The following is a 24953-nucleotide window of genomic DNA, read 5'->3' as shown; positions in this document are numbered from 1 at the left end:
GCGTATGGAGCCCGCACTTCACCTGGACGTCGCCGACGGCGTCGCGACGGTCCGCATCGCCCACCCCGCCAAGCGCAACGCCATGACCACCAACATGTGGCGGGCCCTGCCGGAGCTGCTGGCGCGGTGCGCCGGCGACCCGGACGTCCGGGTGCTGGTGCTCACCGGCGAGGGCGGCACGTTCTGCGCGGGCGCCGACATCTCCACCCTGACCGAGGGCGCCGAGCGCTCGCGGGACCTCGCGATCGCGGCCGAGGAGGCGCTGGCGGCCTTCCCCAAGCCCACGCTCGCGGCCGTGCGCGGCCACTGCGTGGGCGGCGGCTGCCAGCTGGCGGCCGCGTGCGACCTGCGGTTCGCCGCCGAGGACGCGTCCTTCGGGGTGACCCCGGCGAAGCTGGGGATCGTCTACGGGGCCTCCTCCACGCGGCGGCTGGTGGAGCTGACCGGCCCCTCGGCGGCCAAGTACCTGCTCTTCTCCGGCGAGTTGATCGATGCCGCGCGGGCGCTGCGGACGGGCCTGGTGGACGAGGTGTGGCCGCCGGAAGCGCTGGAGAAGCGGGTGGCGGAGTTCGCGCAGGTGCTGGCCTCGCGCTCGCTGCTGACGCAGGCCGCGGCGAAGGAGTTCGCCGCGGGCCCCGCGGCCCCGGACCGGATCGCGCACTGGGCGCAGCAGGAGCGCGGCAGCGGCGACACCGCGGAGGGCGTCGCCGCGTTTCTGGAGCGCAGGGCGCCGCGGTTCACTTGGGCCGCCGGCGAGGGGCCGTACGGAGGGTCTGACCTCCGTACCGGCCTTTCCGTTCCCGGTTGCTGAGCTCTTTCTCGGCTGCGGGCTGTCTGTGGCCGGTCGCGCAGTTCCCCGCGCCCCTTACGGGGCCCTGGTCTTCAGCATCTGTGTGAGGTCCACGTTCCGCCACTCGGCGACGAGGTCGGCCGGGGCCTTCTCCGGCGAGCCCGCGTCGTAAGGCGGCTGGGGGTCGTACTCGATGAGCAGCTGGATGGACTGTGCGGCGCGGTCTCCGGCGATCCGGCCCGCGAGCGTGAGCCCCATGTCGATGCCGGAGGAGACGCCGGCGGCCGTGACGTACTTGCCGTCGGTGACGACGCGTTCGCCGGTCGCCTCCGCCCCGAAGGAGGCGAGCTTGTCCAGGTACAGCCAGTGGCAGGTGGCGCGACGGCCCGTCAGCAGCCCGGCGGCGGCCAGGACCAGGGAACCGGAGCACACGGACGTCGTCCACGTCGTGGTGCGGTCCACCTCCTGCAGCCACTCCCGGACGGGGCCGGGCGCCATCGGGCCGCTCGGGTCGGGCGCGCCGGGCACGACGACGATGTCGGGGGCTGTGACCTCGGCGAGGGAGGCCTCGGCGACCAGGGAGAGGTTGCCGCTGTCGTTGCGCACGGGCCCCCGGCGCTCGGCGACGAGCACGGCCTCGGCGCCGGGGAGCGGGCCGAGGGTGTCGAACGGGCCGATGGCGTCGAGGGCGGTGAAGCCCGGGTAGAGCAGGAAGGCGATCTGCACGGTGGTCCTCGTTCCGGTGTGTCGGATGCGGGTCAGGCGGGGGCCGGGGGCGCGGGTGCCTCGCCGCCGGGCACCAGGAGGGTATGCGGGGCGGGGCGTCGTGGAGCGCGTGGCCGGGCACGACGCGCATTTCCTGCCGCCGCCGGGCGGTGCCCGCCGGCCACTTCCCGCCGTACCGACCAGTCGGTAACGTGCGGGCATGACCTCACTCAACGGGCCCCTGCCCGAGCTCGCCGGACGCCGCTGTCACCAGTGGCTCAACGCCCTCCACGCGACGGTGTACTTCTCTCCCGACTACCTGCGGGAGATGGCGGGCCTGGGCGTCGAGGACGACAACGCGGCGAACATCGCCGGGCGCACGGCCCCGCTCGGCCGCGTCGGCGCCGGGACGGTCACCGCGGCGTACTACAACTCCAAGCACGAACTGATCGCCCGTCATGTTCCGGGCGTCTGGGACGTCGTCTCCCCGCAGGACGCCCTCGCCGCGCGCCTGCGCGCGGCCGACGCGACGCTCCGCAGGCTGCTCGGCGAGGACGCCGTGGCCGCCCCCGAGATGGCCGAGGCCGCGGAGCTCGCCCTGCGCGCCACCGAGGGCTGCAGCCGCGGGGGCCGCCCGCTGTACTCCGCCCACGCCGACCTGCCGGTGCCCGGCGCACCGCACCTCGCGCTCTGGCACGCCGCCACGCTCCTGCGCGAGCACCGCGGGGACGGCCACATCATGGCGCTCGTACGGGCCGGTCTCGACCCGGTCGAGGCCCTCGTCAGCCACACCGCCACCGGCGGCGGCATGACCACCAAGTGGCTCGTCGCCACGCGCGGCTGGACCGAGGACGAGCTCGCCGCCGGCCGGGACCGGCTGCGGGCCCGCGGGCTGCTGGATGCGGAGGGCGAGCTGACCGAGGCGGGCGCCGCGCTGCGCGACGAGCTGGAGGCGGAGACGGACCGCCTCGACGCCGCGCCGTACGAGCACCTGGGAGCGGCGGGCGTCGAGCGCCTGACCGCCCTGGGCAAGGAGTACGCGAAGGCGGCCATGCTCGCGGGCGCCTTCCCCGCGGACCTGCTCGGCAACGCCTGACGCGGCGCCCCGGGCCGCGCCGCGGGCCGGGCCCCGGGCGGCCGCCGCGGCGCCGCCGCGAGGCTCACGCACCGCGTTGTCGGCGGCACCTGCCACAATGCAGACCGCAGCCCGAAGAGAAAGCGGAGCGTGATCGTGACGGCAATTGGTGCGTCGCCCGGGGCGTCGATCGAAGGCAGGATCGCCGAGGAGCTCGGCGTGCGGGAGCGGCAGGTGAAGGCCGCGGTCGACTTGCTCGACGGCGGCTCGACCGTGCCGTTCATCGCGCGTTACCGCAAGGAGGCCACCGAGATGCTCGACGATGCGCAGCTGCGCACCGTCGAGGAGCGGCTGCGGTATCTGCGCGAGCTGGAGGAGCGCCGCACGGCGGTCCTGGAGTCCGTGCGCTCCCAGGGCAAGCTGGACGAGGCCCTGGAGGCGCGCATCCGCGCCGCCGACTCCAAGGCCCGGCTGGAGGACATCTACCTGCCCTTCAAGCCCAAGCGCCGCACGAAGGCGCAGATCGCCCGGGAGGCCGGGCTGGAGCCGCTGGCGGAGGGGCTGCTCGGGGACCCGGGCACCGAGCCGCTCGCCGCGGCCGCCGCCTTCGTCGACGCGGACAAGGGCGTCGCGGACGCCGCGGCGGCCCTGGAGGGCGCGCGGGCGATCCTCACCGAGCGCTTCGGCGAGGACGCCGACCTCATCGGCGAGCTCCGCGAGCGCATGTGGACGCGCGGGCGCGTGGCCGCGAAGGTGCGCGAGGGCAAGGAGGAGGCGGGCGCGAAGTTCGCCGACTACTTCGACTTCGCCGAGCCCTTCACCGAGCTGCCCTCGCACCGCGTGCTGGCGATGCTGCGCGGCGAGAAGGAAGAGGTCCTCGACCTCACACTGGAGCCCGAGCCGGCGGACGAGGCGGACCGGGCGGCCGCGGGCCCGAGCTCGTACGAGCAGATGATCGCGCAGCGCTTCGGCGTCGCGGACCGCGGCCGGCCGGCGGACAAGTGGCTGGGCGACACGGTGCGGTGGGCCTGGCGCACACGCGTCCTCGTCCACCTCGGGATCGACCTGCGGCTGCGGCTGCGCCAGGCCGCCGAGGACGAGGCGGTCCGCGTCTTCGCGGCGAACCTGCGCGACCTGCTGCTCGCCGCCCCGGCCGGCACGCGCGCCACGATGGGCCTCGACCCCGGCTTCCGCACGGGCGTGAAGGTCGCCGTCGTGGACGCCACGGGCAAGGTCGCGGCCACCGAGACGATCTACCCGCACGTCCCGCAGAACAAGTGGGACGCCTCGCTCGCCACGCTGGCCCGCCTCGCCCGGGAGCACGGCGTGGAGCTCGTCGCCATCGGCAACGGCACCGCCTCCCGCGAGACGGACCGGCTGGCGACCGATCTGATCACCCGTCATCCGGAGCTGAAGCTCACCAAGGTGATGGTCTCCGAGGCCGGCGCCTCGGTCTACTCCGCCTCCGCGTTCGCCTCCCAGGAGCTGCCCGGGCTGGACGTCTCGCTGCGCGGCGCGGTCTCGATCGCCCGCCGCCTGCAGGACCCGCTCGCCGAGCTCGTCAAGATCGACCCCAAGTCGATCGGCGTCGGCCAGTACCAGCACGACCTGTCCGAGGTGAAGCTCTCCCGCTCGCTCGACGCCGTCGTGGAGGACTGCGTCAACGGCGTCGGCGTCGACGTGAACACCGCGTCCGCGCCGCTGCTCGCGCGCGTCTCCGGCATCAGCTCCGGCCTCGCCGAGAACATCGTCGCCCACCGCGACTCCAACGGCCCCTTCCGGTCCCGCCGGGCGCTGAAGGACGTGGCCCGGCTCGGCCCGAAGGCCTACGAGCAGTGCGCGGGCTTCCTGCGCATCCGCGGCGGGGACGACCCGCTGGACGCCTCCAGCGTCCACCCCGAGGCGTATCCGGTGGTGCGGAAGATGGTCAAGAGCACGGGCGGCGAGGTCGCCTCCCTCGTCGGCAACACCTCCGTGCTGCGCTCCCTGCGCCCGGAGGAGTTCGTCGACGACACCTTCGGCCTGCCGACGGTCACCGACATCCTGCGCGAGCTGGAGAAGCCCGGCCGCGACCCGCGACCCGCCTTCAAGACGGCGAGCTTCAAGGAGGGCGTCGAGAAGATCGGCGACCTGGAGCCGGGGATGATCCTGGAAGGCGTCGTCACCAACGTGGCCGCGTTCGGGGCGTTCGTGGACGTGGGTGTCCACCAGGACGGCCTGGTGCACGTGTCGGCCATGTCGCGGACGTTCGTGAAGGACCCGCGGGACGTGGTCAAGCCCGGCGACATCGTGCGGGTCAAGGTCATGGACGTCGACATCCCGCGCAAGCGGATCTCGCTGACACTGCGGCTGGACGACGAGGCGGGGGCGCCGTCCGGCGGGGGCGGAGGCGGTCGTCCGCGCCCGGAGCGGGGCTCCGAGCGGGGCTCCGAGCGCGGCTCGGGACGCCGGGGTACGGGCACGAGTGCGGCTGCGGGTGCGCCGCAGCAGCGCCGCGGCAACTCCCGCGAGCGCGGGCAAGCGGCTCCGGTGAACGACGCGATGGCAGAGGCCCTGCGCAGGGCGGGCCTCCGCTAGCGCAGGACGAACCACGACGTACGTGGCGGGCCCGGCCGGCTGTCCATTCCGCCGGACCCGCCACGTCGTGGCACTTCGCCGTCGCGGCAGCTCTTTCCGGGCGACGGTTCTTCCGTGCGGTGGCTCTTTCCCGCCGGGCCGTGCCCTCGCGGCGCTCGCGCACTGCGGCGGGCACGTTTCCTGCCGCCGCAACGGCGTGGAACCACGACGCGGCAGACCGGCGGTACGGCCCGCCCCGCACCGCGGTGCGGGCCGCAGGCCGGGCGTCAGCGCTCCGTGAGACGGCCCTCCGAGACCTCGATCCGGCGGGTCGTACGGACCGCGTCCAGCATCCGGCGGTCGTGCGTGACCAGCAGCAGCGTGCCCGTGTACGAATCCAGCGCGGACTCCAGCTGCTCGATCGCCGGAAGGTCGAGGTGGTTGGTCGGCTCGTCCAGGACCAGCAGATTGACCCCGCGCGCCTGCAGCAGGGCCAGCGCCGAACGGGTCCGCTCGCCCGGCGAGAGGGTCACCGCCGGGCGCAGCACGTGATCGGCCTTCAGTCCGAACTTGGCGAGCAGCGTCCGGACGTCGGCGGGCGCGAGGTCGGGGACGGCCGCAGCGAAGGCGTCCAGCAGCGCCTCCGTACCGAAGAAAAGGGCCCGCGCCTGGTCCACCTCGCCCACGACGACGCCCGGGCCCAGCGCCGCGTGCCCGGCGTCCAGCGGCAGCCGGCCGAGCAGGGCCGCGAGGAGCGTGGACTTGCCGGAGCCGTTGGCGCCGGTCACCGCGATCCGGTCGGCCCAGTCGATCTGCAGGTCGGCGGGGCCGAAGGCGAAGGACCCCCGGCGCACCTCGGCGCCGCGCAGAGTGGCCACGACCGCGCCGGAGCGCGGCGCCGCCGCGATCTCCATGCGCAGCTCCCACTCCTTGCGGGGCTCCTCGACGACCTCCAGCCGCTCGATGAGCCGCTCGGTCTGCCGGGCCTTGGCGGCCTGCTTCTCGGTGGACTCGGTGCGGAACTTGCGGCCGATCTTGTCGTTGTCGCTCGCCTTGCGGCGGGCGTTCTTGACGCCCTTCTCCATCCAGTTCCGCTGGGTGCGGGCGCGGTCCTCCAGGCCGGAGCGCGTGTCGGCGTACTCCTCGTAGGCCTCGCGGGCGTGCCGACGGGCGGTCTCGCGCTCCTCCAGATAGGCGGAGTAGCCGCCGCCGTAGAGGCGGACCTGCTGCTGGGCGAGGTCGAGCTCGAGGACCTTGGTCACCGTACGGGTCAGGAACTCGCGGTCGTGGCTGACCACGACCGTGCCGGCGCGCAGCCCGGTGACGAAGGACTCCAGGCGGGCGAGCCCGTCGAGATCGAGGTCGTTGGTGGGCTCGTCCAGCAGGAAGACGTCGTAGCGGCTCAGCAGCAGGGAGGCGAGCCCGGCGCGGGCGGCCTGGCCGCCGGAGAGGCTGGTCATGGGCCGGTCGAGCCCGACGGACAGCCCCAGCGAGGCGGCGACCTCCTCGGCGCGCTCGTCCAGGTCGGCACCGCCGAGGCCGAGCCAGCGGTCGAGGCCGGTGGCGTAGGCGTCGTCGGCCCCCGGCGCGCCGTCCACGAGCGCCTGCGTGGCGGCGTCCAGCTCGGCCTGGGCCCGGGCCACCCCGGTCCGGCGGGCGAGAAACGCCCGCACGGTCTCCCCCGGCCGCCGCTCGGGCTCCTGCGGCAGATGCCCCACGGTGGCCGTCGGCGGACTGAGCGAGAGCCCGCCCTCCTCCGGCACGTCCAGCCCGGCGAGCAGCCGCAGCAGCGTGGATTTACCGGCCCCGTTGGCACCGACCAGACCGATGACGTCCCCGGGCGCGACGACGAGGTCGAGCCCGGAGAAGAGGGTGCGGTCGCCGTGTCCGGCGGCGAGACTTTTGGCGACGAGAGTGGCACTCATAACGGGTCGACTCTAACCGGAGTGGCGGAGGAGGTCGTACCGGATTTCTCGGGTGGTCCGGGGCGGCATCCCTTCTCACTCCGGACCGCTGATCATCCGCAAGGACGTACCGCGCATACTGGGGCGATGCCCGCCCCCTCCGCTCCGCCTCTCCGATTCCGGGACCCCGGACACAACAAGTACCACTTCGCCTGTGCCGGCCGAGTGCTCGTACGCTGCCCGAAGTGCGAGCGGCAAGCGCAGGTCGTTCCGGAGCCCCGTGACGCCGGCAGCGCGACGCCCACGTGGTCCACGGAGCGGCGGCTCGTGTGCCGCCACTGCGGGCTGTCCCGGACGCGGGACAGCAGGCAGCCGGTCACCTTCCACTGGTACAGCGACCTCGAGATGAACGACCCCTGGTTCCAGGTGCCGTTGTGGCTCCAGGTGCGGACGCGGCACGGCCTCCTGTGGGCGTACAACCCCGAACACCTCGGCCTGCTGCGGCACTACGTACAGGCGACCCTGCGCGAGCACGACCCCTGGTACGAGCCCTGGCGCAAGATGGGGGTCATCGGCCGCCTCCCGGCATGGATCAAGCAGGCGAAGAACCGTGACGAGGTGCTGCGGGGGCTGGACCGCATCCGGGCGTCACTGGCGCCGACATACTGATCTCGCCCCCTCCGAAGGCTCGGCGCGGCCCTACCGCGCCGGAAAGGCGGTCGCCGTGGGTCTGCCCGTTCCCCTGTCCGGGGTCGTTCCGCCGCTCTGCACGCCGCTGACCCCGTCCGGCGAAGTCGACACCCGCTCGCTCGGCTCGCTCGTGGAGCATGTGCTCGCCGCCGGTGTCCACGCGGTCTTCGTGCTCGGGTCCAGCGGGGAGACGGCCTACCTGGACGACGCCCGGCGCCGCACCGCGCTGCGGGCCGCCGTCGACGCCGTCGCCGGGCGGGTGCCGGTGCTGGCCGGAGTGGTCGACATGACCACCGCGCGCGTCCTGGACCACGCGCGGGCCGCCGCCGCGCTCGGCGCGGACGCGCTCGTCGCCACCGCGCCCTTCTACACCGCCACCCACCCCGTGGAGGTCCGTGACCACTTCCGCCGCATCCGGGCCGGCGCCGGGCTGCCGCTCGTCGCGTACGACATCCCCTCGTCCGTCCCCACCAGGCTGGACGCCGGGATCCTCCTGCCCCTCGCCGAGGACGGGACGCTGGCCGGGCTCAAGGACAGCAGCGGTGATCTCGGCGGGCTGCGCCGGCTCCTCGTCGAGCTGCGCCGCCGCGGTCTCGACGACTCGTTCGCCGTGCTGACCGGGTCCGAACTGGCGGTCGACGGGGCCCTGCTGGCCGGGGCGCACGGCGTCGTCCCGGGGCTGGGCAACGTGGACCCGGCCGGGTACGTACGGCTGTACGAGCACGCCCGTGCGGGCCGCTGGGCCGAGGCGGCGGCCGAACAGGACCGGCTCGCGGCCCTGTTCGCCCTCATCGAGACGGGCGACCTCACCGGCATGAGCTGGAGCGCGTCCGCACTGGGCGGCTTCAAGGCGGCCCTGCACCTCCTGGGGGTCATCGACTGCCCGGCGGCGGCCGCCCCGCAGCGCCCCCTGCCTGGCGCGGCCGTGGACGCCGTGCGGCACCACCTGGCGGAGGCCGGGCTGCTGTGATCCCGGGCGATGTCACACCCGAGGGCTAGCGTGTACGGACAAGAGACATGCAAGAGACATAGAGGCACAGAGGCGCACGCGCACTACCCCGGAGGCATCCCATGACCTTGTCCGCCCCTCTCAAGGCCCGCGCGAAGGTGCGGGAATTCGCGCTCTCGCTGCCCGGCACCGTCGAGGAGTTCCCCTGGGAGGAGGACGCCGTCGTCAAGGTCAACAAGAAGATCTTCGTCTTCCTCGGCTCCGAGGGGAACACCGAGTCGCCCGGCATCTCGGTCAAGCTCAAGGACGAGGAGGTGCACGGCCACGCCATGGCCGTCCCCGGCGCGGCGCCCACCTCCTACGGCCTCGGCAGACACGGCTGGGTGTCGATCCCGCTCACCGGGGAGAGCGCCCCGGCGGAGGTGCTGTGCGACTGGGTGGAGGAGAGCTACCGCACCATCGCCCCCAAGCGCCTCATCGCCGAGCTCGACGCGCACTGAGCAGGCCCTAAGTGCGCTACCGGGGGAGCGATGTGACGCCGCGGCCGGGAGCCGAGGTCTTGTGAAAACTGGAACCTGTTCTTAGCATCGCGAGTGTGACAGCGGTTGTGTCACAGACGTCGCGTCACAGACGTCGTGTCACCAAGGTCGCGCACGCGCACCAGGGTCGTGTCACCGAAGTCGGTTCACAAAGCCACAGGGGGTCCGGATGACCGGGACAGCCAGCGGTCCGCTCGACGGCGTGCGCGTCGTCGAGCTCGCGGGAATCGGGCCCGGCCCGTTCGCCGCCATGCTCCTGGCCGACCTCGGGGCCGACGTCGTCCGCGTCGACCGGCCCGGCGGCCCGGGCCTGCACATCGCCCCGTCCCGCGACGTCACCAACCGCAACAAGCGCTCGGTGACGGCCGACCTCAAGACCGCCGACGGCCGCCGCGCGGTCCTCGACCTCGCCGCCCGGGCCGACGTGCTGATCGAGGGCTACCGGCCCGGCGTCGCCGAGCGGCTCGGCGTCGGCCCCGACGCCTGCCTCGCCCGCAACCCCCGCCTCGTCTACGGGCGGATGACCGGCTGGGGCCAGCACGGCCCCCTCGCCGACACCGCCGGCCACGACATCGCGTACATCGCCGTCACCGGCGCCCTCGGCCTGTCCGGCCCGGCCGACGGGCCGCCCGCCTTCCCCGCCAACCTCCTCGGCGACTTCGGCGGCGGCGCGCTCTACCTGGTCGTCGGCGTCCTCGCCGCCCTCCACCACGCCCGCGCCGGCGGCACCGGCCAGGTCGTCGACGCGGCCATCGTCGACGGCACCGCCCACCTCACCGCGCTCCTCCACGGCATGCTGGCCGCCGGTGCCTGGCAGGACCGGCGCGAGGCCAACTTCTTCGACGGCGGATCGCCCTTCTACGGCACGTACGAGGCGGCCGACGGCGGCCACATGGCGGTCGGCGCCCTGGAGCAGCGCTTCTACGCGGAGTTCATGGAGCTCCTCGGCCTCGCCGAGCTCGCTCCCGCCCGCGACGACCCCTCCCGCTGGGGCGAGCTGCGCGCCGCCGTCGCCGCCCGCTTCCGCACGCGCACCCGCGCCGAGTGGACGGCCGTCTTCGAGGGCTCGGACGCCTGCGTCGCCCCTGTACTCTCCCTGCGCGAGGCCCCCGCCCACCCGCACCTTGCCGCCCGCGGCACCTTCGTCGAGCACGCCGGTCTCACCCAGCCCGCCCCCGCCCCGCGCTTCTCCGCCACCCCCGGCTCCGTCCGCCGCCCGCCCGCGCGGCCCGGCGCGGACACCGCCGAGGTGGCGCGGGACTGGGACGTCCCCAGCCTCGAGTCGCTCCAGAAGGGCCCGCAGTCATGAAGCGCCAGATCTTCACCGCCGAGCACGATGCCTTCCGCGAGACCGTACGGACCTTCCTCACCAAGGAGGTCGTCCCGCACTACGAGCAGTGGGAGCGCGACGGCATCGTCTCGCGCGAGGCCTGGCGGGCGGCCGGGCGCCAGGGCCTGCTCGGGCTCGCGGTGCCCGAGGAGTACGGCGGCGGGGGCACCGGCGACTTCCGCTACAGCGCCGTGCTCACCGAGGAGTTCACCCGCGCGGGGGCGGCCGGCCTCGCGATCGGGCTGCACAACGACATCGTCGGACCGTATCTGACGGGCCTCGCCACCGCGGAGCAGAAGCGGCGCTGGCTGCCCGGCTTCTGCACGGGCGAGATCATCACCGCCGTCGCGATGACGGAGCCGGGCGCCGGCTCCGACCTGCAGGGCATCCGTACCGCCGCCGAGGACCGCGGCGACCACTGGCTGCTCAACGGCTCCAAGACCTTCATCTCCAACGGCATCCTCGCCGACCTCGTGGTCGTCGTGGCGCGCACGACGCCCGAGGGCGGGGCCAAGGGCCTGAGCCTGCTCGTCGTCGAGCGCGGCATGGCCGGCTTCGAGCGCGGCCGCAACCTCGACAAGATCGGGCAGAAGGCGCAGGACACCGCCGAGCTCTTCTTCCACGACGTGCGCGTGCCCAAGGAGAACCTGCTGGGCGAGCTCAACGGCGGGTTCGTCCACCTGATGACCAACCTGGCCCAGGAGCGGATGAACATCGCCGTCGCCGGGATCGCCGCCGCCGAGCACCTGCTGGAGCTCACCACGGGCTATGTCAAGGAGCGCGAGGCCTTCGGCCGTCCGCTCGCCAAGCTGCAGCACATCCGCTTCGAGATCGCCGAGATGGCCACCGAGTGCGCCGTCACCCGCACCTTCCTGGACCGCTGCATCGCCGAGCACACCGCGGGCACGCTCGACGCCGTGCACGCCTCCATGGCCAAGTGGTGGGCGACCGAGCTGCAAAAGCGCGTCGCCGACCGCTGCTTGCAACTGCACGGCGGGTACGGGTACATGACGGAGTACCGGGTCGCCAAGGCGTTCACCGACGGCCGGATCCAGACGATCTACGGCGGCACCACCGAGATCATGAAGGAGATCATCGGCCGTTCCCTGCTCTCCTGATCCACCCCCGACCAGCGTCCCCCGCCCCGAAAGGCCCACGACCTTGAGCAGCACCGAAGCGTACGTATACGACGCGATCCGCACCCCGCGCGGCCGCGGCAAGGCCAACGGCGCCCTGCACGGTACCAAGCCCGTCGACCTCGTCGTCGGCCTCATCCACGAGCTGCGCCGCCGCCTGCCCGGCCTGGACCCGGCCGCCGTCGACGACATCGTGCTCGGCGTCGTGAGCCCCCTGGGCGACCAGGGCTCCGACATCGCCCGGATCGCGGCGATCGCCGCCGGCCTGCCCGACACCGTCGCCGGCGTGCAGGAGAACCGCTTCTGTGCCTCGGGCCTGGAAGCCGTCAACCTCGCCGCGGCCAAGGTCCGCTCCGGCTGGGAGGACCTCGTCCTCGCCGGCGGCGTGGAGTCGATGTCGCGGGTGCCGATGGGCTCCGACGGCGGCGCCTGGTTCGCCGACCCCATGACCAACTTCGACGTCAACTTCGTGCCCCAGGGCATCGGCGCCGACCTGATCGCGACCCTCGGCGGCTTCACCCGGCGGGACGTGGACGCCTTCGCCGCCCGCTCGCAGGAGAACGCCGTCGCCGCGTGGAAGGACGGCCGCTTCGAGCGCTCCGTGATCCCCGTGCGCGACCGCAACGGCCTCGTCGTCCTCGACCGGGACGAGCACCCCCGCCCCGGCACCACCGTCGAGACCCTGGCCGGGCTCAAGCCCTCCTTCGCCTCGATCGGCGAGGCCGGCGGCTTCGACGCCGTGGCCCTGCAGCAGTACCACTGGGTCGAGAAGATCGACCACGTCCACCACGCGGGCAACTCCTCCGGCATCGTCGACGGCGCCTCCCTCGTCGCCATCGGCAACCGCGAGACCGGCGAGCGCTACGGGCTGACGCCGCGGGCCCGCATCGTCTCCGCCGCCGTCTCGGGCTCCGACCCCACCATCATGCTGACCGGCCCCGCCCCCGCCTCCCGCAAGGCGCTCGCCAAGGCGGGCCTGACCATCGGCGACATCGACCTGATCGAGGTCAACGAGGCCTTCTCCGCGGTGGTGCTGCACTTCGCCCGCGAGATGGGTATCGGCCTCGACAAGATCAACGTCAACGGCGGTGCCATCGCCCTCGGCCACCCGCTCGGCGCCACCGGCGCCATGCTGCTGGGCACCGTCATCGACGAACTCGAACGCCAGGACAAGCAGTACGGCCTGGTCACCCTCTGCGTGGGCGGCGGCATGGGCATCGCCACCGTCGTCGAGCGCGTGTAGCCTCCGGCGGACCTTCACCCCGTGGCTGCGGGGCGGAGCGGCACCGCCGGTCCGCCGCCGTCGTGGTTCCCCGCCCGGGCCCCGGGCCGGCCCGCCCCGCCCCCTTCCCCCTGTCCGGCGACCGAGGACACACCCCCAATGGAGAGCACCGACATGAGCGAGCGCAACACCATCCGCTGGGAGCGGAGCGACGACGGCATCGTCACCCTCGTCCTGGACGACCCCGACCAGTCCGCCAACACCATGAACAACGCCTTCAAGGCGTCCCTCACGGCGGTCGCCGACCGCCTGGAGGCGGAGCGCCAGGCGGAACCGGCGTCGGTGCGCGGCGTCGTCTTCACCTCCGCGAAGAAGACCTTCTTCGCCGGCGGCGACCTGCGCGAGCTGATCGCCGCGACCCCCGCCGACGCCGGGAGCGTCCTCGAGGCGAGCATGACGGTCAAGCGCGACCTGCGCCGGATCGAGACCCTCGGCGTGCCCGTCGTGGCCGCCGTCAACGGCGCGGCCCTCGGCGGCGGCTACGAGATCGCGCTCGCCTGCCACCACCGCATCGCCCTCGACGCCCCCGGCTCGAAGATCGGCCTCCCCGAGGTCACCCTCGGCCTGCTGCCCGGAGGCGGCGGCGTCACCCGTACCGTACGGCTCCTCGGCATCACCGACGCGCTGCTGAAGGTGCTGCTGCAGGGCACGCAGTACGACCCGCGCCGCGCCCTGGAGGCCGGGCTCGTCCACGAGCTGGCGGCCGACCGCGACGAACTCCTCGCCAAGGCCCGGGCGTTCATCGACGCGCACCCCGAGTCGCAGCAGCCCTGGGACGTCAAGGGCTACAAGATCCCCGGCGGCACCCCGGCCAGCCCGCGCTTCGCCGCGAACCTCCCGGCCTTCCCCGCCAACCTCAAGAAGCAGCTCGGCGGCGCCCCCTACCCGGCCCCGCGCAACATCCTGGCGGCCGCGGTCGAGGGCTCCCAGGTGGACTTCGAGACCGCGCAGCTCATCGAGGCCCGCTACTTCACCGAGCTGGTCACCGGCCGGACCGCGAAGAACATGATCCAGGCGTTCTTCTTCGACCTCCAGGCCGTCAACTCCGGCGTCAGCCGCCCGCGTGACGTCTCCCCCCGCCAGGTGCGCAAGGTCGCCGTCCTCGGCGCCGGCATGATGGGCGCGGGCATCGCCTACGCCTGCGCCAAGGCCGGCATCGAGGTCGTCCTGAAGGACGTCTCCGACGAAGCGGCCCGCAAGGGCAAGGCCTACTCCGAGGGCCTGCTGGCCAAGGCCCTCGCCCGGGGCCGCACGACCGAGGCCAAGCGGGACGAGCTGCTCGCCCGGATCACCCCGACCGCCGACGTGGCCGACCTCGCGGGCTGTGACGCCGTCATCGAGGCGGTCTTCGAGGACCCGGCCCTCAAGCACAAGGTCTTCCAGGAGATCCAGCACGTCGTCGCGCCCGACGCGCTGCTGTGCTCCAACACCTCCACCCTGCCCATCACCCTCCTCGCCGAGGGCGTCGAGCGGCCCGTGGACTTCGTCGGCCTGCACTTCTTCTCGCCCGTCGACAAGATGCCGCTCGTGGAGATCATCAAGGGGGAGCGCACCGGTGACGAGGCGCTGGCCCGCGCCTTCGACCTGGTCCGGCAGATCCGCAAGACGCCCATCGTGGTCAACGACTCGCGCGGCTTCTTCACCTCGCGCGTCATCGGCCGCTTCATCAACGAGGGCGTGGCGATGATCGGCGAGGGCGCCGACCCGGCCTCGGTCGAGCAGGCCGCCGCGCAGGCCGGCTACCCCGCCAAGGTGCTCTCCCTGATGGACGAGCTGACCCTCACCCTGCCCCGGAAGATCCGCGAGGAGACCCGGCGGGCGGCCGAGGCGGCCGGCGAGACCTGGACGCCGCACCCCGCGGACGCGGTCATCGACCGCATGGTCGAGGAGTTCGGCCGCCCGGGGCGCAGCGGCGGCGCAGGCTTCTACGAGTACGCGGACGGCAAGCGCGCCGGGCTGTGGCCGGGGCTGCGCGAGCACTTCACGAAGAAGGACGTGGAGATCCCGTTCGCGGACATGAAGGAGCGCATGCTGTTCTCCGAGGCGCTGGACACCGTCCGCTGCCTGGAGGAAGGCGTCCTGGCCTCCGTCGCGGACGCCAACATCGGCTCGATCCTCGGCATCGGCTTCCCCGGCTGGACGGGCGGCGCGCTGCAGTACATCAACGGCTACGAGGGCGGCCTGCCGGGCTTCGTGACCCGGGCCCGGGAACTCGCGGCGACGTACGGCGAGCGGTTCGAGCCGTCGGCCCTGCTGGTGGAGAAGGCGGAGACCGGGGGCCGCTTCTAGCCGCGGTCCGGTGCGGCACCGCCGGCATCCGCCACGCGGGCCGGTCACCGGGGCGAGCCTCTTGTTGCCGCCGCAACGGCGAGTGGCCGCAACCCAGGTACCCGGCGGTGCCGAACTGCGCGACTGGCGCGGCACCGCTCGCAGGCGGCCCCGCGGCCCCGCGGCCCTGTGCCCGGTGGTGCGTCGGTCAGTCGCGGGCGGCGTCCTCGTAAGCCGCCCGCAGTTCGTGGTTCAGCGAGCGCTGGAACGCGGTGACCAGCGCCTGGACCACGAGCGGCTGCATGTGGGCCGACAGCGACTTCATCGCCGCGACGTCCGGCGTCTCCACCTCGTCGCGGAACAGGCGCGTCAGCTCCCGGGCAGTGGCGCGGGCGTGCTCCAGCAGGACGGTGCGGGCGGCCAGGACGGTCTCCGGAGCGATGGGGACGTCCAGCAGCCGGACGCCCAGGTGCAGCAGGGCCGGGTCGACGAGGTAGGAGCCGGCGGCCTCGCCCCGCTGGAGGGACTCGCCCCGCTGGAGGGCGTTCATCGCGGCGAGCCGGTCGATGTCCTCCTCGGTGAGGGCCCGGCCCGCCCGCCTCTCCAGCTCCTCCCGGGTGGTCTCCTCGGCCCCGTCGGGCGTCCAGGAGGCCACGAGGGCACGATGGATGGCGAGGTCCTGGGGGCTGAGGCCTTCGGGGAGCCGGTTCAGGTAACGCTCGATGGCGGCGAGCGTGAGCCCCTGGTGCTGCAGTTCTTCGATCAGGGCGAGCCGGGAGAGGTGGCCGGGCCCGTAGCGCCCGACCCGGCGCGGGCCGATCTCGGGCGGGGGCAGCAGCCCCCGGGTGCTGTAGAAGCGCACGGTGCGGACGGTCACTCCGGCCCGGGCAGCCAACTCGTCCACCGTCAGGGTCGCTTCCCCGGTCTCCGTCTCCGCGGCCATGGGCGGCACCTCGCTCTCTGTTCCGCACCTGTCGGTGTCGAACAGTATTGCTGTGCCACCGGTGCTGTGAAACCGGCGGCGGCCCGCCGTACCGCATGCACGCGCGGGGCGGCGGCGGTACGGCGGGCCCGTGCACAGGACCGGTCAGTGCCGGTGGGCGCGCTCCGCGTCCTGGATCTTCTTCCAGGACTTGGGCGCCGTGACGCCGGCCTTCAGCGACTTCGTGGCCTTGGCGGATCCGGTGCCGGCCGGAGCCGGCAGCGTGCTCGGCTTCGACGGCTGGAACAGCCAGGTGTCGAAGAGCGGGGCGAGCTTCTTGCCGGAGGCCTTCTCGGCGAACTTCACGAAGTCCTGCACGGAGGCGTTGCCGTAGCGGTTCTCCGTCGGCCACTGCTTGAGGATGGCGAAGAACGTCTTGTCGCCGACGGTGTTGCGCAGCGCCTGCAGGGCGACGGCGCCGCGGTTGTAGACGGCGCGGTCGAACTGCCGGTTCGCGCCCGGGTCGCCCGGCTTGACCTTCCAGAAGTCGTTGTCGGCCGGGATGCCGTTGTAGACGTACTCGGCGAGCTCCTGGGCGGTGCCCTCGCCCTCCTTCTCCGACCACAGCCACTGGGCGTAGGTGGCGAAGCCCTCGTTCACCCAGATGTCGCGCCAGTCCTTGACGGAGACGCTGTCACCGAACCACTGGTGCGCGAGCTCGTGCACGACGATCGACTGGTTGGCGCCGCTCGTGAAGGACGCCGGGCTGTAGAACGGCCGGGTCTGGGTCTCCAGCGCGTAGGACGACTTGACGTTCGGCACGTACCCGCCGACGGCGTTGAAGGGGTACGGGCCGAAGACCGTGCTCGCCCAGTCGGTGATCTCGGCGGTGCGCTCGATGCTGGCCTTGGCCGAGGGGAGGTTCTCGCCCAGGTCCTTGCTGTAGGCGTTGACGACGGGCAGGCCGCTCTCCGTCGTACCGGTGGTGATGTCGAACTTGCCGACGGCCAGGGTCGTCAGGTAGCTCGCCTGGGGCTTGGTGGAGCGCCAGTTGTAGCGCGTCCAGCCGAGCTTGGAGGACTGGGAGGCGAGCACGCCGTTGCTGATGGCCTGGACGTCGTCCGGTACGGAGACGGACACGTCGTAGGTGGCCTTGTCGGTGGGGTGGTCGTTGCTCGGGAACCACCAGGCCGCCGACTGCGGCTCCTGTGCCACGACCGCGCCGTCCGGGGTGCGCTTCCAGGCGGTGTAGCCGTCGATCTTCACGGTGGAGGGGGTGCCGCTGTAGCGCACGACGACGCTGACGGGCTTGCCCTGCTCCAGCGGGCCGGCCGGGGTGATCTCCAGCTCGTGGGCGCCCGACTGCTTGTACGCGGCCTTCCTGCCGCCCACCAGGACCTCGCTCACGTCGAGCGTGAAGTCGAGGTTGAAGCGGGACAGGGCCTGGGTGGGGGTGGCGAGCAGGGTCGCCGTGCCCTCCAGCCGGTCCGTCTTCGGCTGGTACTTCAGCCGCAGGTCGTAGTGGGAGACGTCGTACCCGCCGTTGCCGTCTTCCGGGTAGTACGAGTCTCCGGCGCCCGGGGCGCCGGGCGTGGCGTCCGCCGCCGACGCCGGGACCGCGAGCAGCAGGAAGGCGGCAGCGGCCGTGCTCGGAACGATGAGTCTGTGACGACGCACGAGTCACTCCAACTCGTAGAGGAGAACGATCACTCGGAAGCCTATGTACTCACCGAGGAGGGGGGTATGTCCATGGGGCCTTCCGACATGTGATCGACATGTGCGCGTCATGCTGCGGGGCGGCCGTCAACTCCTGAAGCTGCCGTAACCCCTTCTGTTCCGGGCCCCGTCGGCGCTACCGTCCGCCCGTGATCAGACGCCCGCGGGACTCCCGCACTCCCTGGACCTCACTCATACTGGCGGCAGTTGCCGCCCTGGTGGCGGTGCTCGTGTCACCGCCCGGCACCGCGCAGGCCGCCGCCCCGCCGCGCGGCAAGGAGAGCACGCCGGTCTATTCGTACGACCGCGCCGTACGCGAATCCGTCTGGGTCGACACCCGGGTGGACGCCGACGGGGACGGCAGGTCCGACCGGGTGGCCGCCGACGTCATCCGGCCCCGGGAGGCCGCCGAACAGGGCAGGCGGGTCCCCGTCATCATGGACGCGAGCCCGTACTACTCGTGCTGCGGCCGCGGCAACGAGAGCCAGAAGAAGACCTACGACGCGCAGGGAAAGCCGGTCGGGTTCCCGCTGTACTACGACAACTACTTCGTACCGCGCGGCTACGCCGTCGTGCTCGTCGACCTCGCCGGCACCAACCGCTCCGACGGGTGCGTCGACATCGGCGGCCGGTCCGACGTGCAGTCGGCCAAGGCCGTCGTCGACTGGCTGAACGGCCGGGCCCGCGGCTACACCACCCGCGGAGGGAGCGATTCCGTCACGGCCGGCTGGACCACCGGGGCCGTCGGCATGATCGGCAAGAGCTACGACGGGACCGTCGCCAACGCCGTCGCCGCGACCGGCGTCGAAGGCCTGAAGACCATCGTCCCCATCGGTGCCATCAGCTCCTGGTACGACTACTACTTCGCCCAGGGCGCGGCCCTCTACGACGGCGGCCCCGACGGCCTCGCCGACCGCATCGAGAGCCCCGAGGCCCGCGGCCGCTGCCAGGCCGTACAGCGCGAGCTCGTCGAGGGCGCCCCGCGCAACGGCGACCGGACGGCCCTGTGGGAGGCCCGCGACTACGTCAAGGACGCCGGGAACGTGCGCGCCAGCGTCTTCGCCGTCCACGGCCTGCAGGACCTCAATGTACGGACCAAGCACTTCGGCCAGTGGTGGGACGCCCTCGCGGAGAACGGCGTCGAGCGCAAGGTCTGGCTCTCCCAGGCCGGCCACGTCGACCCCTTCGACTTCCGCCGCGAGGCGTGGGTGACCGCCCTGCACCGCTGGTTCGACCACTACCTCCTCGGCTACGACAACGGCGTCGAGCGCGAGCCCATGGCCGACGTCGAGCGCGCCCCCGACCAGTGGTCCACCGACCGCGTCTGGCCCCCGCGCGACACCCGCACGACCACCCTGCGCCCCGCCACCGGCCCCGTCGCGGGCGTCGGCACGCTCGGCCTGAAGCCCGCGCCCCAGGGCGCCACCGCCGAGTTCACCGACGACCCCGGGCTCAACGAGAGCGACTGGTCAGCGAGCATCGACCGCGCCACGCCCGGAAAGGCCGGCTTCATCACCCCGCCCCTCAGCCGCGACCTGCGCCTCTCCGGCTCTTCGGCCGTGCGCCTGACGGTCACTCCGTCCACGGCCTCGGCCCACCTGTCCGCCGTCCTCGTCGACCTCGGCCCCGCCGAGATCCGCGACTACGCCGCCCGCGGCGAAGGCATCCGCACGCTCGACGACCGCACCTGCTGGGGCAGCGGCAACGCCGGCGACAGCGCCTGCTACAAGCGCACCGAGGCGACGAAGGCCCGGGTCGGCCACACGGTCTTCAGCCGCGGCTGGGCCGACCTCGGCCACTGGGACGGCTCCGGCAAGGGCGGCCCCCTGACCCCCGGCAAGCCGTACACCCTCACCCTCGGCCTCGCCGCCACCGACCACGTCGTCCCGGCGGGCCACCGCCTGGCCCTGATCGTCGCCGGCACCGACGCCGGCCTCATCGAGCCCGCCTCCACCACCCCGCACGTGACGGTGGACCTGCGCCGCACCTCCGCGGCCCTCCCCCTGGTCGGCGGCTACGCGGCGTTCGCCCGCGCCACCGCAGGCGGCACGCACGCAAAGCCCGCGGAACCGCGCGGGCTGAACGTTCCGCCGCTGGTGCACGTGCCGTAGCGAGCGCTCGAGTGCCGGGCCTCTACAGCCCCGGCCGGCGCTGATACCCCGTCACCCCCTCACCCCGCCACCAGCCCCTTCAATGCCCGCCGGCACAGGCCGTCCGCCGCTCTCGTCGTTTCCGGGAGGCGGAAGGCGGGGGCCAGGGCGAGGGTGTGGGCGGTGGCGTTGTCGAGGCTGATGCGGTGGCCGACCGAGACGAAGACCGGTTTGACGCCGGACTGGGTGCGCAGGGCGCGGCCCACTTCCTCGTCGCCGTCGAGGAGGGGCGAGGTGTCGCCGCGGTGCGGCCCGGGGGCGTCGTAGCGGAAGGTGAAGGGGTTCTTGGCGACACCGATCGTCGGCAGGCCGGTCACGACGCCCAGATGGCTGGCGAGGCCGAAGCGGCGCGGGTGGGCGAGGCCGTAGCCGTCGCAGACGACCAGGCCGGGGGTGACGCCGAGCCGTTCCAGGGCGGCGAGCACGGTGGGGATCTCGCGGAAGGCGAGCAGCCCGGGCACGTACGGGAAGGCGACCCGGCCGACCGCCGTCGCCTCCTCCACCACGCTCAGCGTGGCGGTGTCCAGGGCGACGGCGGCGGCCACGACGACGTCCCGCTCGTCGTCGTAGGCCACGTCGACGCCGACGGCCACGAGCGGCTCGCCGGGCGGGGGCCCCGGTTCGTCCAGGACGGTGCGGCCCCGCAACTCGTCCTGGAGGGCGGTCGCTTCCGCCTCGGTCGTGGGCCACCCGGGCGGTACGTCGGTTACCTCTGCCATGCTCATAGTGCGGGTCACGCTACCCGGCGCGTAGCCTGGCGATCATGTTCGTACTGGAGCTGACCTACATCGCGCCGATCGAGCGCATCGACGCCGCCCTCGCCGAGCACGTCGCCTGGCTGGACGCGCACTACGCGTCCGGCGTCTTCATCGCCTCCGGCCGGAAAGTGCCCCGGGACGGCGGTGTCATCCTCGCCGTCGGGGAGGACCGGGCGAAGATCGAGGAGATCACGCGGAGCGACCCGTTCAGCGTGGCGGGGGTGTGCGAGTACTCCATCACCGAGTTCATCCCGACGAAGACGGCCCCCGCCATGGAGTCCTACCGGCAGGAACTGCCGTCCTGACCGCGGCTCCCGCCGCCCCGGGCGCGCCTACCGGCCGCTGAGCCGGGCGAGGCGCCCCTTCTCCCCCGCCGCCCAGCAGCCGCCGTCCGGCGCGCAGTCCACCGTGTCGTACGAGCCGGTGCCGAAGGCGCGCCAGGTGCGGCCGCCGTCCGTGGTGAGGTCGCTGCCCGCCGGGCCGACCGCGAGCGCCGTGGTGCGGCTGTGCGGCAGCCAGGCGACGCCGGAGCGGTAGGAGCCGGGCGGGCGGGAGGCGGCCGTCCAGGTCCTGCCGCCGTCGCCGCTGACGGCCGCGGCGCGCTCCGAGGGCTGCCCGGTGCGGTAGTCGCCGCCGACGGCGAGGCCGTGCGTCCGGTCGCGGAAGGCGAGGCCGAAGACGCCGCGCGCGGGGTCGCCCGCGGGTACGGGCGTACCGGCGACGGTCCAGGTGCGGCCGCGGTCGGCGGAGTGCAGGACGCGGGAGGACGCGGCGCCGCCGGTGGCGATCCAGGCGTCGTGCCTGCCCGAGCTCACCACGCACTGGCCGCTCGCCGCGAACGCGGCCTCGCCGGGGAGGGCGGCCGGCATGCCGCGGGCGGGCAGGACGCGCCAGCTGCGGCCGCCGTCGCCGGTGGCGAGGATGCGGAACCGGCCGTCCACGGGGTCGCCGAGGGCGATGCCGTGGCGCGGGTCGAAGAAGGTCAGGCAGTCGTAGAACGCCTTCGGATCGGTGTTGCGGAAGGTCTCCGTCCAGGTGCTGCCGCCGTCGTCCGTGCGGAAGACTCTGGACGCCTCGCCCTCGCCGATGGCCAGCACGACGGCGCGGCGGCCGTCGAACGCCTCCACGTCGCGGAATTCGAGCGCGCCCGCGCCGGGCGGCGAGACGTTCCGCCAGCTGCGCCCGCCGTCGCGGGTGAGCAGGACCGTCCCCTTCGTGCCGGCGGCCCACGCCGTGGAGCGGCTGACGGCCGCGAGCCCCCGGAAGCGGGCGTCGGCACCGGCGTCCCTGCTCTCCCACGCCGGGCCCGCGCCCCCGCTCCCGGCGTGGGCCGGTGCAGCGGTGGCGACCGGCGCGGCGGTGGCGACCGGCGCGAGCACGGCGCAGGCGAGCGCCCCCGTCAGTCCGCACAGTCTGCGTAACGTCTTCCCCGTCCGTCTCATGACCGGGGAAGCTAGCCGACACCGGGCAAGCCGTCCACGGAACCGCCGCTCCCACCCCTGCCCGCGGCCTGTCCCCTCCCCGTCCGCTGCCGCGCAAGCCGTCCAACGTTCATCCTTTTGGCCAGGCGGGTGTGGCTTTACGGGCGATCCCCGGCCTCCGCGCCCCGCCTAGCGTGAGCGCATGACGCCCACATCCCTGCCGTTCTCCCCCGCCGGGACCGCCGACGCCCCGTCCCGGGCCGGGCGCCACCGGGGCCGGCTGCAGGCCGGCCTGTGCGGCCTGTGGCTGCTGGAGGGCCACCTGCTGTCCCGGGGCGCCGCCTACCCCGGGCAGACCGGCGGCCACCACGCCCACCTCGTGGTGTGGGCCGCCGGGCTGCTGGTCGCCCTGTGCCTGCTGCCGCGGGCCCCGCTCGCCGCGCGCGCCGCGGCGGCGATCGCGGTGTCGTGGTCGGCGACCGGGTACCTGATGGCCGCAGGCGAGCACCTGCCCGTCTGGGGGCTGACCGAGAGCGCGGCCCTGCTGGTGCTGCTCGCCCTCGTCGCGTGGCGGGCGCCGGTGCGGGCCGCCGTGCCGACGGGTGTCGCGCTGGCCGCCGGGGTGCTGGTGGCGCCCGTGCGCGATACGGACGCTCCCGGGGCGGCCGTCGTCGTCTACGCCCTGGTCGTGGCCGGTGTCACCTCGGCGGGCCTGTGCCTGCGCTACCGGGACGGCGAGCGCGCCCGGGCCGTGGCCGCCGCGCGCGACGCCGAGCGCCTGGAGCTGGCGGGCGAGCTGCACGACTTCGTCTCCCACCACGTCGCCGCGATGACGCTGCTGGCCAAGGCCACCGGCACCGTCGCCAAGGACGAGCAGGTCGCCGCCTCGCTGCGGGACATCCAGGCGGCCGGCGACGAGGCGCTGACCTCGTCCCGGCGGCTGCTGCGCGTCCTGCAGCAGGACCAGGCCCACCGCGCGCCGCTGCCCGGGCTGGACGGGGTGAGCGCGCTCGTCGACGAATTCCGCCGGACGGGGCCGGGCGCCGCGCGGGTCGAGCTGCACGTCGACCCCCGCTTCGGCTCCGCGACGGCCCCGGAGCTGGCCGCCTCCGTCCACCGGATCGTCGCCGAGGGGCTGGCGAACGTGGCCAAGCACAGCCCCGGGGCGTCGGCCGTGCGCGTGACGCTGCGTGAGGAGGAGCGGCGCCTGTTCGTCTCCGTGCGCGACGACGGCGCCGCGGGCCGGCCGGCGCCCCACGCGCCCGAGGACACCGGGGGCCTGGGGCTGGTGGGGCTCACCGAGCGGGCGGACGCGATCGGCGGGTCCCTGACGGCGGGGCCGGTCCCGGGCGGGGGGTGGGAGGTGCTGGCGGTGCTGCCGGTGCAGCGGTAGGAGACGGGACGGCGGTGGGGGCCGGGACGGCGGCGGCGGGCGTATACGGCAGTGAACAAAGTGGCGTACGGGCAGCGATTTCATGGCTGAGACGGCTTATGTCCTTTCCAATCAAAGGATCGTGATGCAGGTCACGCTTGAATCATGTGCACTGCAGCGATCGAACCGCCGTCTCTTCAGACGGCGTCTCTCCTGTCGGCGGATCCCTCCCGGATCCGGCCGGTGTCCGGACGCCGACAGGAACAGCACGACCCGTAGGACCCGCAGGACCCGTACGACCACCACCGCACCAGCACCCCGTACCACCGCAAGGACCCGCACCACATCACAGCGATCGCGAGGGAGCACGCGTTGTCCACTGTCATCGACCAGGCTGTCCAGGCACGGCTCATTGCGTCGGCCCCGCAGGACCGCGCCGTCCCCGCGCAGCTGCGCTACGTACCCTCCGACCCCTTCGCCGTCCACATCGCCTTCCCGCCCGTGGCCTCCCTCGACGGGGCGGACGTGGAATGGGTCTTCGCCCGCGAGACGCTCGCCTGCGGCCTGATCGCGCCCACCGGGGGCGGCGACGTCCACGTGTGGCCGTGCGGGCCGGACCGCACGGTGCTGGAGTTCCACGCCGTCGAGGGCGTGGCCATGGTGCAGATCGGCACGGCCGAGCTGCGGCGCTTCCTCGCACGCTCCTACGCGCTGGTGCCGGCCGGCAGCGAGGGCGGCCACCTGGACGTGGACGGGGACCTCGCGGCGCTGCTGCGGGAGGCCTGAACTCAGGGGAGGTACGCGGTTCAGCCGGTTCGGCCGGATCCGGGAAGCGGACGGGGGTGCCGGGCGCGGGCCGCCGCGGCCCGGGCGTAGGAGGCGGAGATCTCCGCTTCGGCGGCGGCGCGGTCCGCCCAGCGGGTGCCGTCGTCGACGGACTTGCCGGGTTCGAGCTCCTTGTACACCTCGAAGAAGTGCTGGATCTCCAGCCGGTCGAACTCGGCCAGGTGGCGCAGGTCCCTCATGTGCTCGTGGCGCGGATCGGACGAGGGGACGCACAGCACCTTGTCGTCCTCGCCCTGCTCGTCGCGCATGCGGAACATCCCGATGGCGCGGCATCTGATGACGATGCCCGGGAACGTCGGCTCGCCCGCGAGGACGAGGGCGTCGAGTGGTTCGCCGTCGGCGCCCAGGGTCCGCTCGATGTAGCCGTAGTCGGCGGGGTAGCGGGTCGAGGTGAACAGCAGCCGGTCCAGGCGGATACGGCCGCGCTCGTGGTCCATCTCGTACTTGTTTCGGCTGCCTTGCGGGATCTCCACGACGACGTCGAAGTCCACGGGGTTCCTCCGGAGGGGGTGGGCCGGACGGACGGGCCCATCGTGTCGTGGTT

Annotated in this window: 21 protein-coding genes; 14 read left to right on the top strand and 7 right to left on the bottom strand. The window is 73.5% G+C overall.

Translation table 11 applies throughout. The features are described from left to right. Positions 1 to 4 precede the first annotated feature (4 nt). On the top strand, positions 5 to 811 hold the full coding sequence (locus FGW37_RS26735; RefSeq protein WP_179083382.1) for an enoyl-CoA hydratase/isomerase family protein: 807 nt from the start codon (positions 5 to 7) through the stop codon (positions 809 to 811). A 54-nt stretch (positions 812 to 865) separates the two neighbouring features. On the opposite strand, the gene FGW37_RS26730 is transcribed toward FGW37_RS26735, so the two are convergent. Beyond that, entirely contained in the window at positions 866 to 1516 is a 651-nt protein-coding gene (locus tag FGW37_RS26730) for a DJ-1/PfpI family protein (protein ID WP_179083381.1), read from the bottom strand. Positions 1517 to 1715: 199 nt separating this feature from the next. Here FGW37_RS26730 and FGW37_RS26725 point away from each other — a divergent pair, with 199 nt between their 5' ends. Next, positions 1716 to 2591 carry an SCO6745 family protein gene (locus FGW37_RS26725; RefSeq protein ID WP_179083380.1) on the top strand — a complete coding sequence of 292 codons (876 nt, stop codon included), beginning with the start codon at positions 1716 to 1718 and terminating at the stop codon, positions 2589 to 2591. Between the two features lie 135 nt (positions 2592 to 2726). Beyond that, entirely contained in the window at positions 2727 to 5147 is a 2421-nt protein-coding gene (locus FGW37_RS26720; RefSeq protein WP_246430581.1) for a Tex family protein, read from the top strand. Between the two features lie 266 nt (positions 5148 to 5413). Here the strand turns inward: FGW37_RS26720 and FGW37_RS26715 are convergent, their stop codons facing one another. After that, complete coding sequence (locus tag FGW37_RS26715; RefSeq protein ID WP_179083378.1) at positions 5414 to 7051, bottom strand: ABC-F family ATP-binding cassette domain-containing protein; 1638 nt, start codon at positions 7049 to 7051, stop codon at positions 5414 to 5416. A 126-nt stretch (positions 7052 to 7177) separates the two neighbouring features. On the opposite strand from FGW37_RS26715, the gene FGW37_RS26710 reads away from it, so the two are divergent. The 7 genes from FGW37_RS26710 (at position 7178) to FGW37_RS26680 (ending at position 15245) form a co-directional block, all read left to right on the top strand. Beyond that, positions 7178 to 7699, top strand: coding sequence for a hypothetical protein (locus tag FGW37_RS26710; protein WP_179083377.1), 522 nt, complete (start codon positions 7178 to 7180; stop codon positions 7697 to 7699). A gap of 55 nt (positions 7700 to 7754) precedes the next feature. Then, positions 7755 to 8690, top strand: a complete 936-nt coding sequence (locus FGW37_RS26705; RefSeq protein ID WP_179083376.1) for a dihydrodipicolinate synthase family protein — start codon at positions 7755 to 7757, stop codon at positions 8688 to 8690. 101 nt (positions 8691 to 8791) lie between these two features. Beyond that, a complete protein-coding gene (locus tag FGW37_RS26700; protein WP_179083375.1) occupies positions 8792 to 9169 on the top strand; it encodes an MmcQ/YjbR family DNA-binding protein in 378 nt (125 codons plus the stop codon). 208 nt (positions 9170 to 9377) lie between these two features. Further along, complete coding sequence (locus FGW37_RS26695; protein ID WP_179083374.1) at positions 9378 to 10517, top strand: CaiB/BaiF CoA transferase family protein; 1140 nt, start codon at positions 9378 to 9380, stop codon at positions 10515 to 10517. Next, a complete protein-coding gene (locus FGW37_RS26690) occupies positions 10514 to 11656 on the top strand; it encodes an acyl-CoA dehydrogenase family protein (RefSeq protein WP_179083373.1) in 1143 nt (380 codons plus the stop codon). Before FGW37_RS26695 ends, FGW37_RS26690 begins: the two co-directional genes overlap by 4 nt. A gap of 43 nt (positions 11657 to 11699) precedes the next feature. Next, the gene (locus tag FGW37_RS26685) at positions 11700 to 12917 is read left to right on the top strand and encodes an acetyl-CoA C-acetyltransferase (protein WP_179083372.1); all 1218 of its coding nucleotides are present in this window, start codon (positions 11700 to 11702) and stop codon (positions 12915 to 12917) included. A 153-nt stretch (positions 12918 to 13070) separates the two neighbouring features. Beyond that, positions 13071 to 15245 (top strand): 3-hydroxyacyl-CoA dehydrogenase NAD-binding domain-containing protein, encoded by a 2175-nt coding sequence (locus FGW37_RS26680; RefSeq protein WP_179083371.1) that lies wholly within the window; start codon positions 13071 to 13073, stop codon positions 15243 to 15245. A gap of 187 nt (positions 15246 to 15432) precedes the next feature. Here the strand turns inward: FGW37_RS26680 and FGW37_RS26675 are convergent, their stop codons facing one another. Then, positions 15433 to 16167 carry a MerR family transcriptional regulator gene (locus FGW37_RS26675; RefSeq protein ID WP_179083370.1) on the bottom strand — a complete coding sequence of 245 codons (735 nt, stop codon included), beginning with the start codon at positions 16165 to 16167 and terminating at the stop codon, positions 15433 to 15435. A 144-nt stretch (positions 16168 to 16311) separates the two neighbouring features. Beyond that, a complete protein-coding gene (locus FGW37_RS26670) occupies positions 16312 to 17823 on the bottom strand; it encodes a M1 family metallopeptidase (RefSeq protein ID WP_179083369.1) in 1512 nt (503 codons plus the stop codon). 188 nt (positions 17824 to 18011) lie between these two features. On the opposite strand from FGW37_RS26670, the gene FGW37_RS26665 reads away from it, so the two are divergent. Next, positions 18012 to 19973: a Xaa-Pro dipeptidyl-peptidase gene (locus FGW37_RS26665; RefSeq protein WP_246430580.1), complete on the top strand. Its 1962-nt coding sequence runs from the start codon at positions 18012 to 18014 to the stop codon at positions 19971 to 19973. Between the two features lie 59 nt (positions 19974 to 20032). Here the strand turns inward: FGW37_RS26665 and FGW37_RS26660 are convergent, their stop codons facing one another. Next, positions 20033 to 20731: an endonuclease V gene (locus FGW37_RS26660; RefSeq protein WP_179083368.1), complete on the bottom strand. Its 699-nt coding sequence runs from the start codon at positions 20729 to 20731 to the stop codon at positions 20033 to 20035. Between the two features lie 44 nt (positions 20732 to 20775). Here FGW37_RS26660 and FGW37_RS26655 point away from each other — a divergent pair, with 44 nt between their 5' ends. After that, positions 20776 to 21075 carry a YciI family protein gene (locus FGW37_RS26655; RefSeq protein WP_179083367.1) on the top strand — a complete coding sequence of 100 codons (300 nt, stop codon included), beginning with the start codon at positions 20776 to 20778 and terminating at the stop codon, positions 21073 to 21075. A 27-nt stretch (positions 21076 to 21102) separates the two neighbouring features. On the opposite strand, the gene FGW37_RS26650 is transcribed toward FGW37_RS26655, so the two are convergent. Next, entirely contained in the window at positions 21103 to 22212 is a 1110-nt protein-coding gene (locus tag FGW37_RS26650; protein WP_179083366.1) for a WD40/YVTN/BNR-like repeat-containing protein, read from the bottom strand. Positions 22213 to 22393: 181 nt separating this feature from the next. On the opposite strand from FGW37_RS26650, the gene FGW37_RS26645 reads away from it, so the two are divergent. Both FGW37_RS26645 and ssgD read left to right on the top strand, forming a co-directional pair. Then, positions 22394 to 23584 carry a sensor histidine kinase gene (locus tag FGW37_RS26645; protein ID WP_179083365.1) on the top strand — a complete coding sequence of 397 codons (1191 nt, stop codon included), beginning with the start codon at positions 22394 to 22396 and terminating at the stop codon, positions 23582 to 23584. A gap of 351 nt (positions 23585 to 23935) precedes the next feature. Continuing rightward, positions 23936 to 24349 (top strand): spore wall synthesis regulator SsgD, encoded by a 414-nt coding sequence (ssgD, locus tag FGW37_RS26640; protein ID WP_179083364.1) that lies wholly within the window; start codon positions 23936 to 23938, stop codon positions 24347 to 24349. A 20-nt stretch (positions 24350 to 24369) separates the two neighbouring features. On the opposite strand, the gene FGW37_RS26635 is transcribed toward ssgD, so the two are convergent. Further along, positions 24370 to 24900, bottom strand: coding sequence for an inorganic diphosphatase (locus FGW37_RS26635; protein WP_179083363.1), 531 nt, complete (start codon positions 24898 to 24900; stop codon positions 24370 to 24372). Positions 24901 to 24953: the final 53 nt, after the last annotated feature.

Origin of the sequence: Streptomyces rectiverticillatus, from assembly GCF_013394065.1 — a bacterium.
GTDB lineage: Bacteria > Actinomycetota > Actinomycetes > Streptomycetales > Streptomycetaceae > Streptomyces > Streptomyces rectiverticillatus.
This window is presented reverse-complemented; position numbering and strand designations above follow the sequence as displayed.

What these genes read in the sequence shown, in the direction of transcription:
- FGW37_RS26690 (WP_179083373.1), top strand. Translation starts at nt 10,514, where the DNA reads ATGAAGCGCCAGATCTTCACCGCCGAGCACGATGCCTTCCGCGAGACC.
- FGW37_RS26645 (WP_179083365.1), top strand. Translation starts at nt 22,394, where the DNA reads ATGACGCCCACATCCCTGCCGTTCTCCCCCGCCGGGACCGCCGACGCC.
- FGW37_RS26700 (WP_179083375.1), top strand. Translation starts at nt 8,792, where the DNA reads ATGACCTTGTCCGCCCCTCTCAAGGCCCGCGCGAAGGTGCGGGAATTC.
- FGW37_RS26715 (WP_179083378.1), bottom strand. Translation starts at nt 7,051, where the DNA reads ATGAGTGCCACTCTCGTCGCCAAAAGTCTCGCCGCCGGACACGGCGAC.
- FGW37_RS26710 (WP_179083377.1), top strand. Translation starts at nt 7,178, where the DNA reads ATGCCCGCCCCCTCCGCTCCGCCTCTCCGATTCCGGGACCCCGGACAC.
- FGW37_RS26650 (WP_179083366.1), bottom strand. Translation starts at nt 22,212, where the DNA reads ATGAGACGGACGGGGAAGACGTTACGCAGACTGTGCGGACTGACGGGG.
- FGW37_RS26655 (WP_179083367.1), top strand. Translation starts at nt 20,776, where the DNA reads ATGTTCGTACTGGAGCTGACCTACATCGCGCCGATCGAGCGCATCGAC.
- FGW37_RS26675 (WP_179083370.1), bottom strand. Translation starts at nt 16,167, where the DNA reads ATGGCCGCGGAGACGGAGACCGGGGAAGCGACCCTGACGGTGGACGAG.
- FGW37_RS26680 (WP_179083371.1), top strand. Translation starts at nt 13,071, where the DNA reads ATGAGCGAGCGCAACACCATCCGCTGGGAGCGGAGCGACGACGGCATC.
- FGW37_RS26725 (WP_179083380.1), top strand. Translation starts at nt 1,716, where the DNA reads ATGACCTCACTCAACGGGCCCCTGCCCGAGCTCGCCGGACGCCGCTGT.
- FGW37_RS26695 (WP_179083374.1), top strand. Translation starts at nt 9,378, where the DNA reads ATGACCGGGACAGCCAGCGGTCCGCTCGACGGCGTGCGCGTCGTCGAG.
- FGW37_RS26660 (WP_179083368.1), bottom strand. Translation starts at nt 20,731, where the DNA reads ATGGCAGAGGTAACCGACGTACCGCCCGGGTGGCCCACGACCGAGGCG.
- FGW37_RS26735 (WP_179083382.1), top strand. Translation starts at nt 5, where the DNA reads ATGGAGCCCGCACTTCACCTGGACGTCGCCGACGGCGTCGCGACGGTC.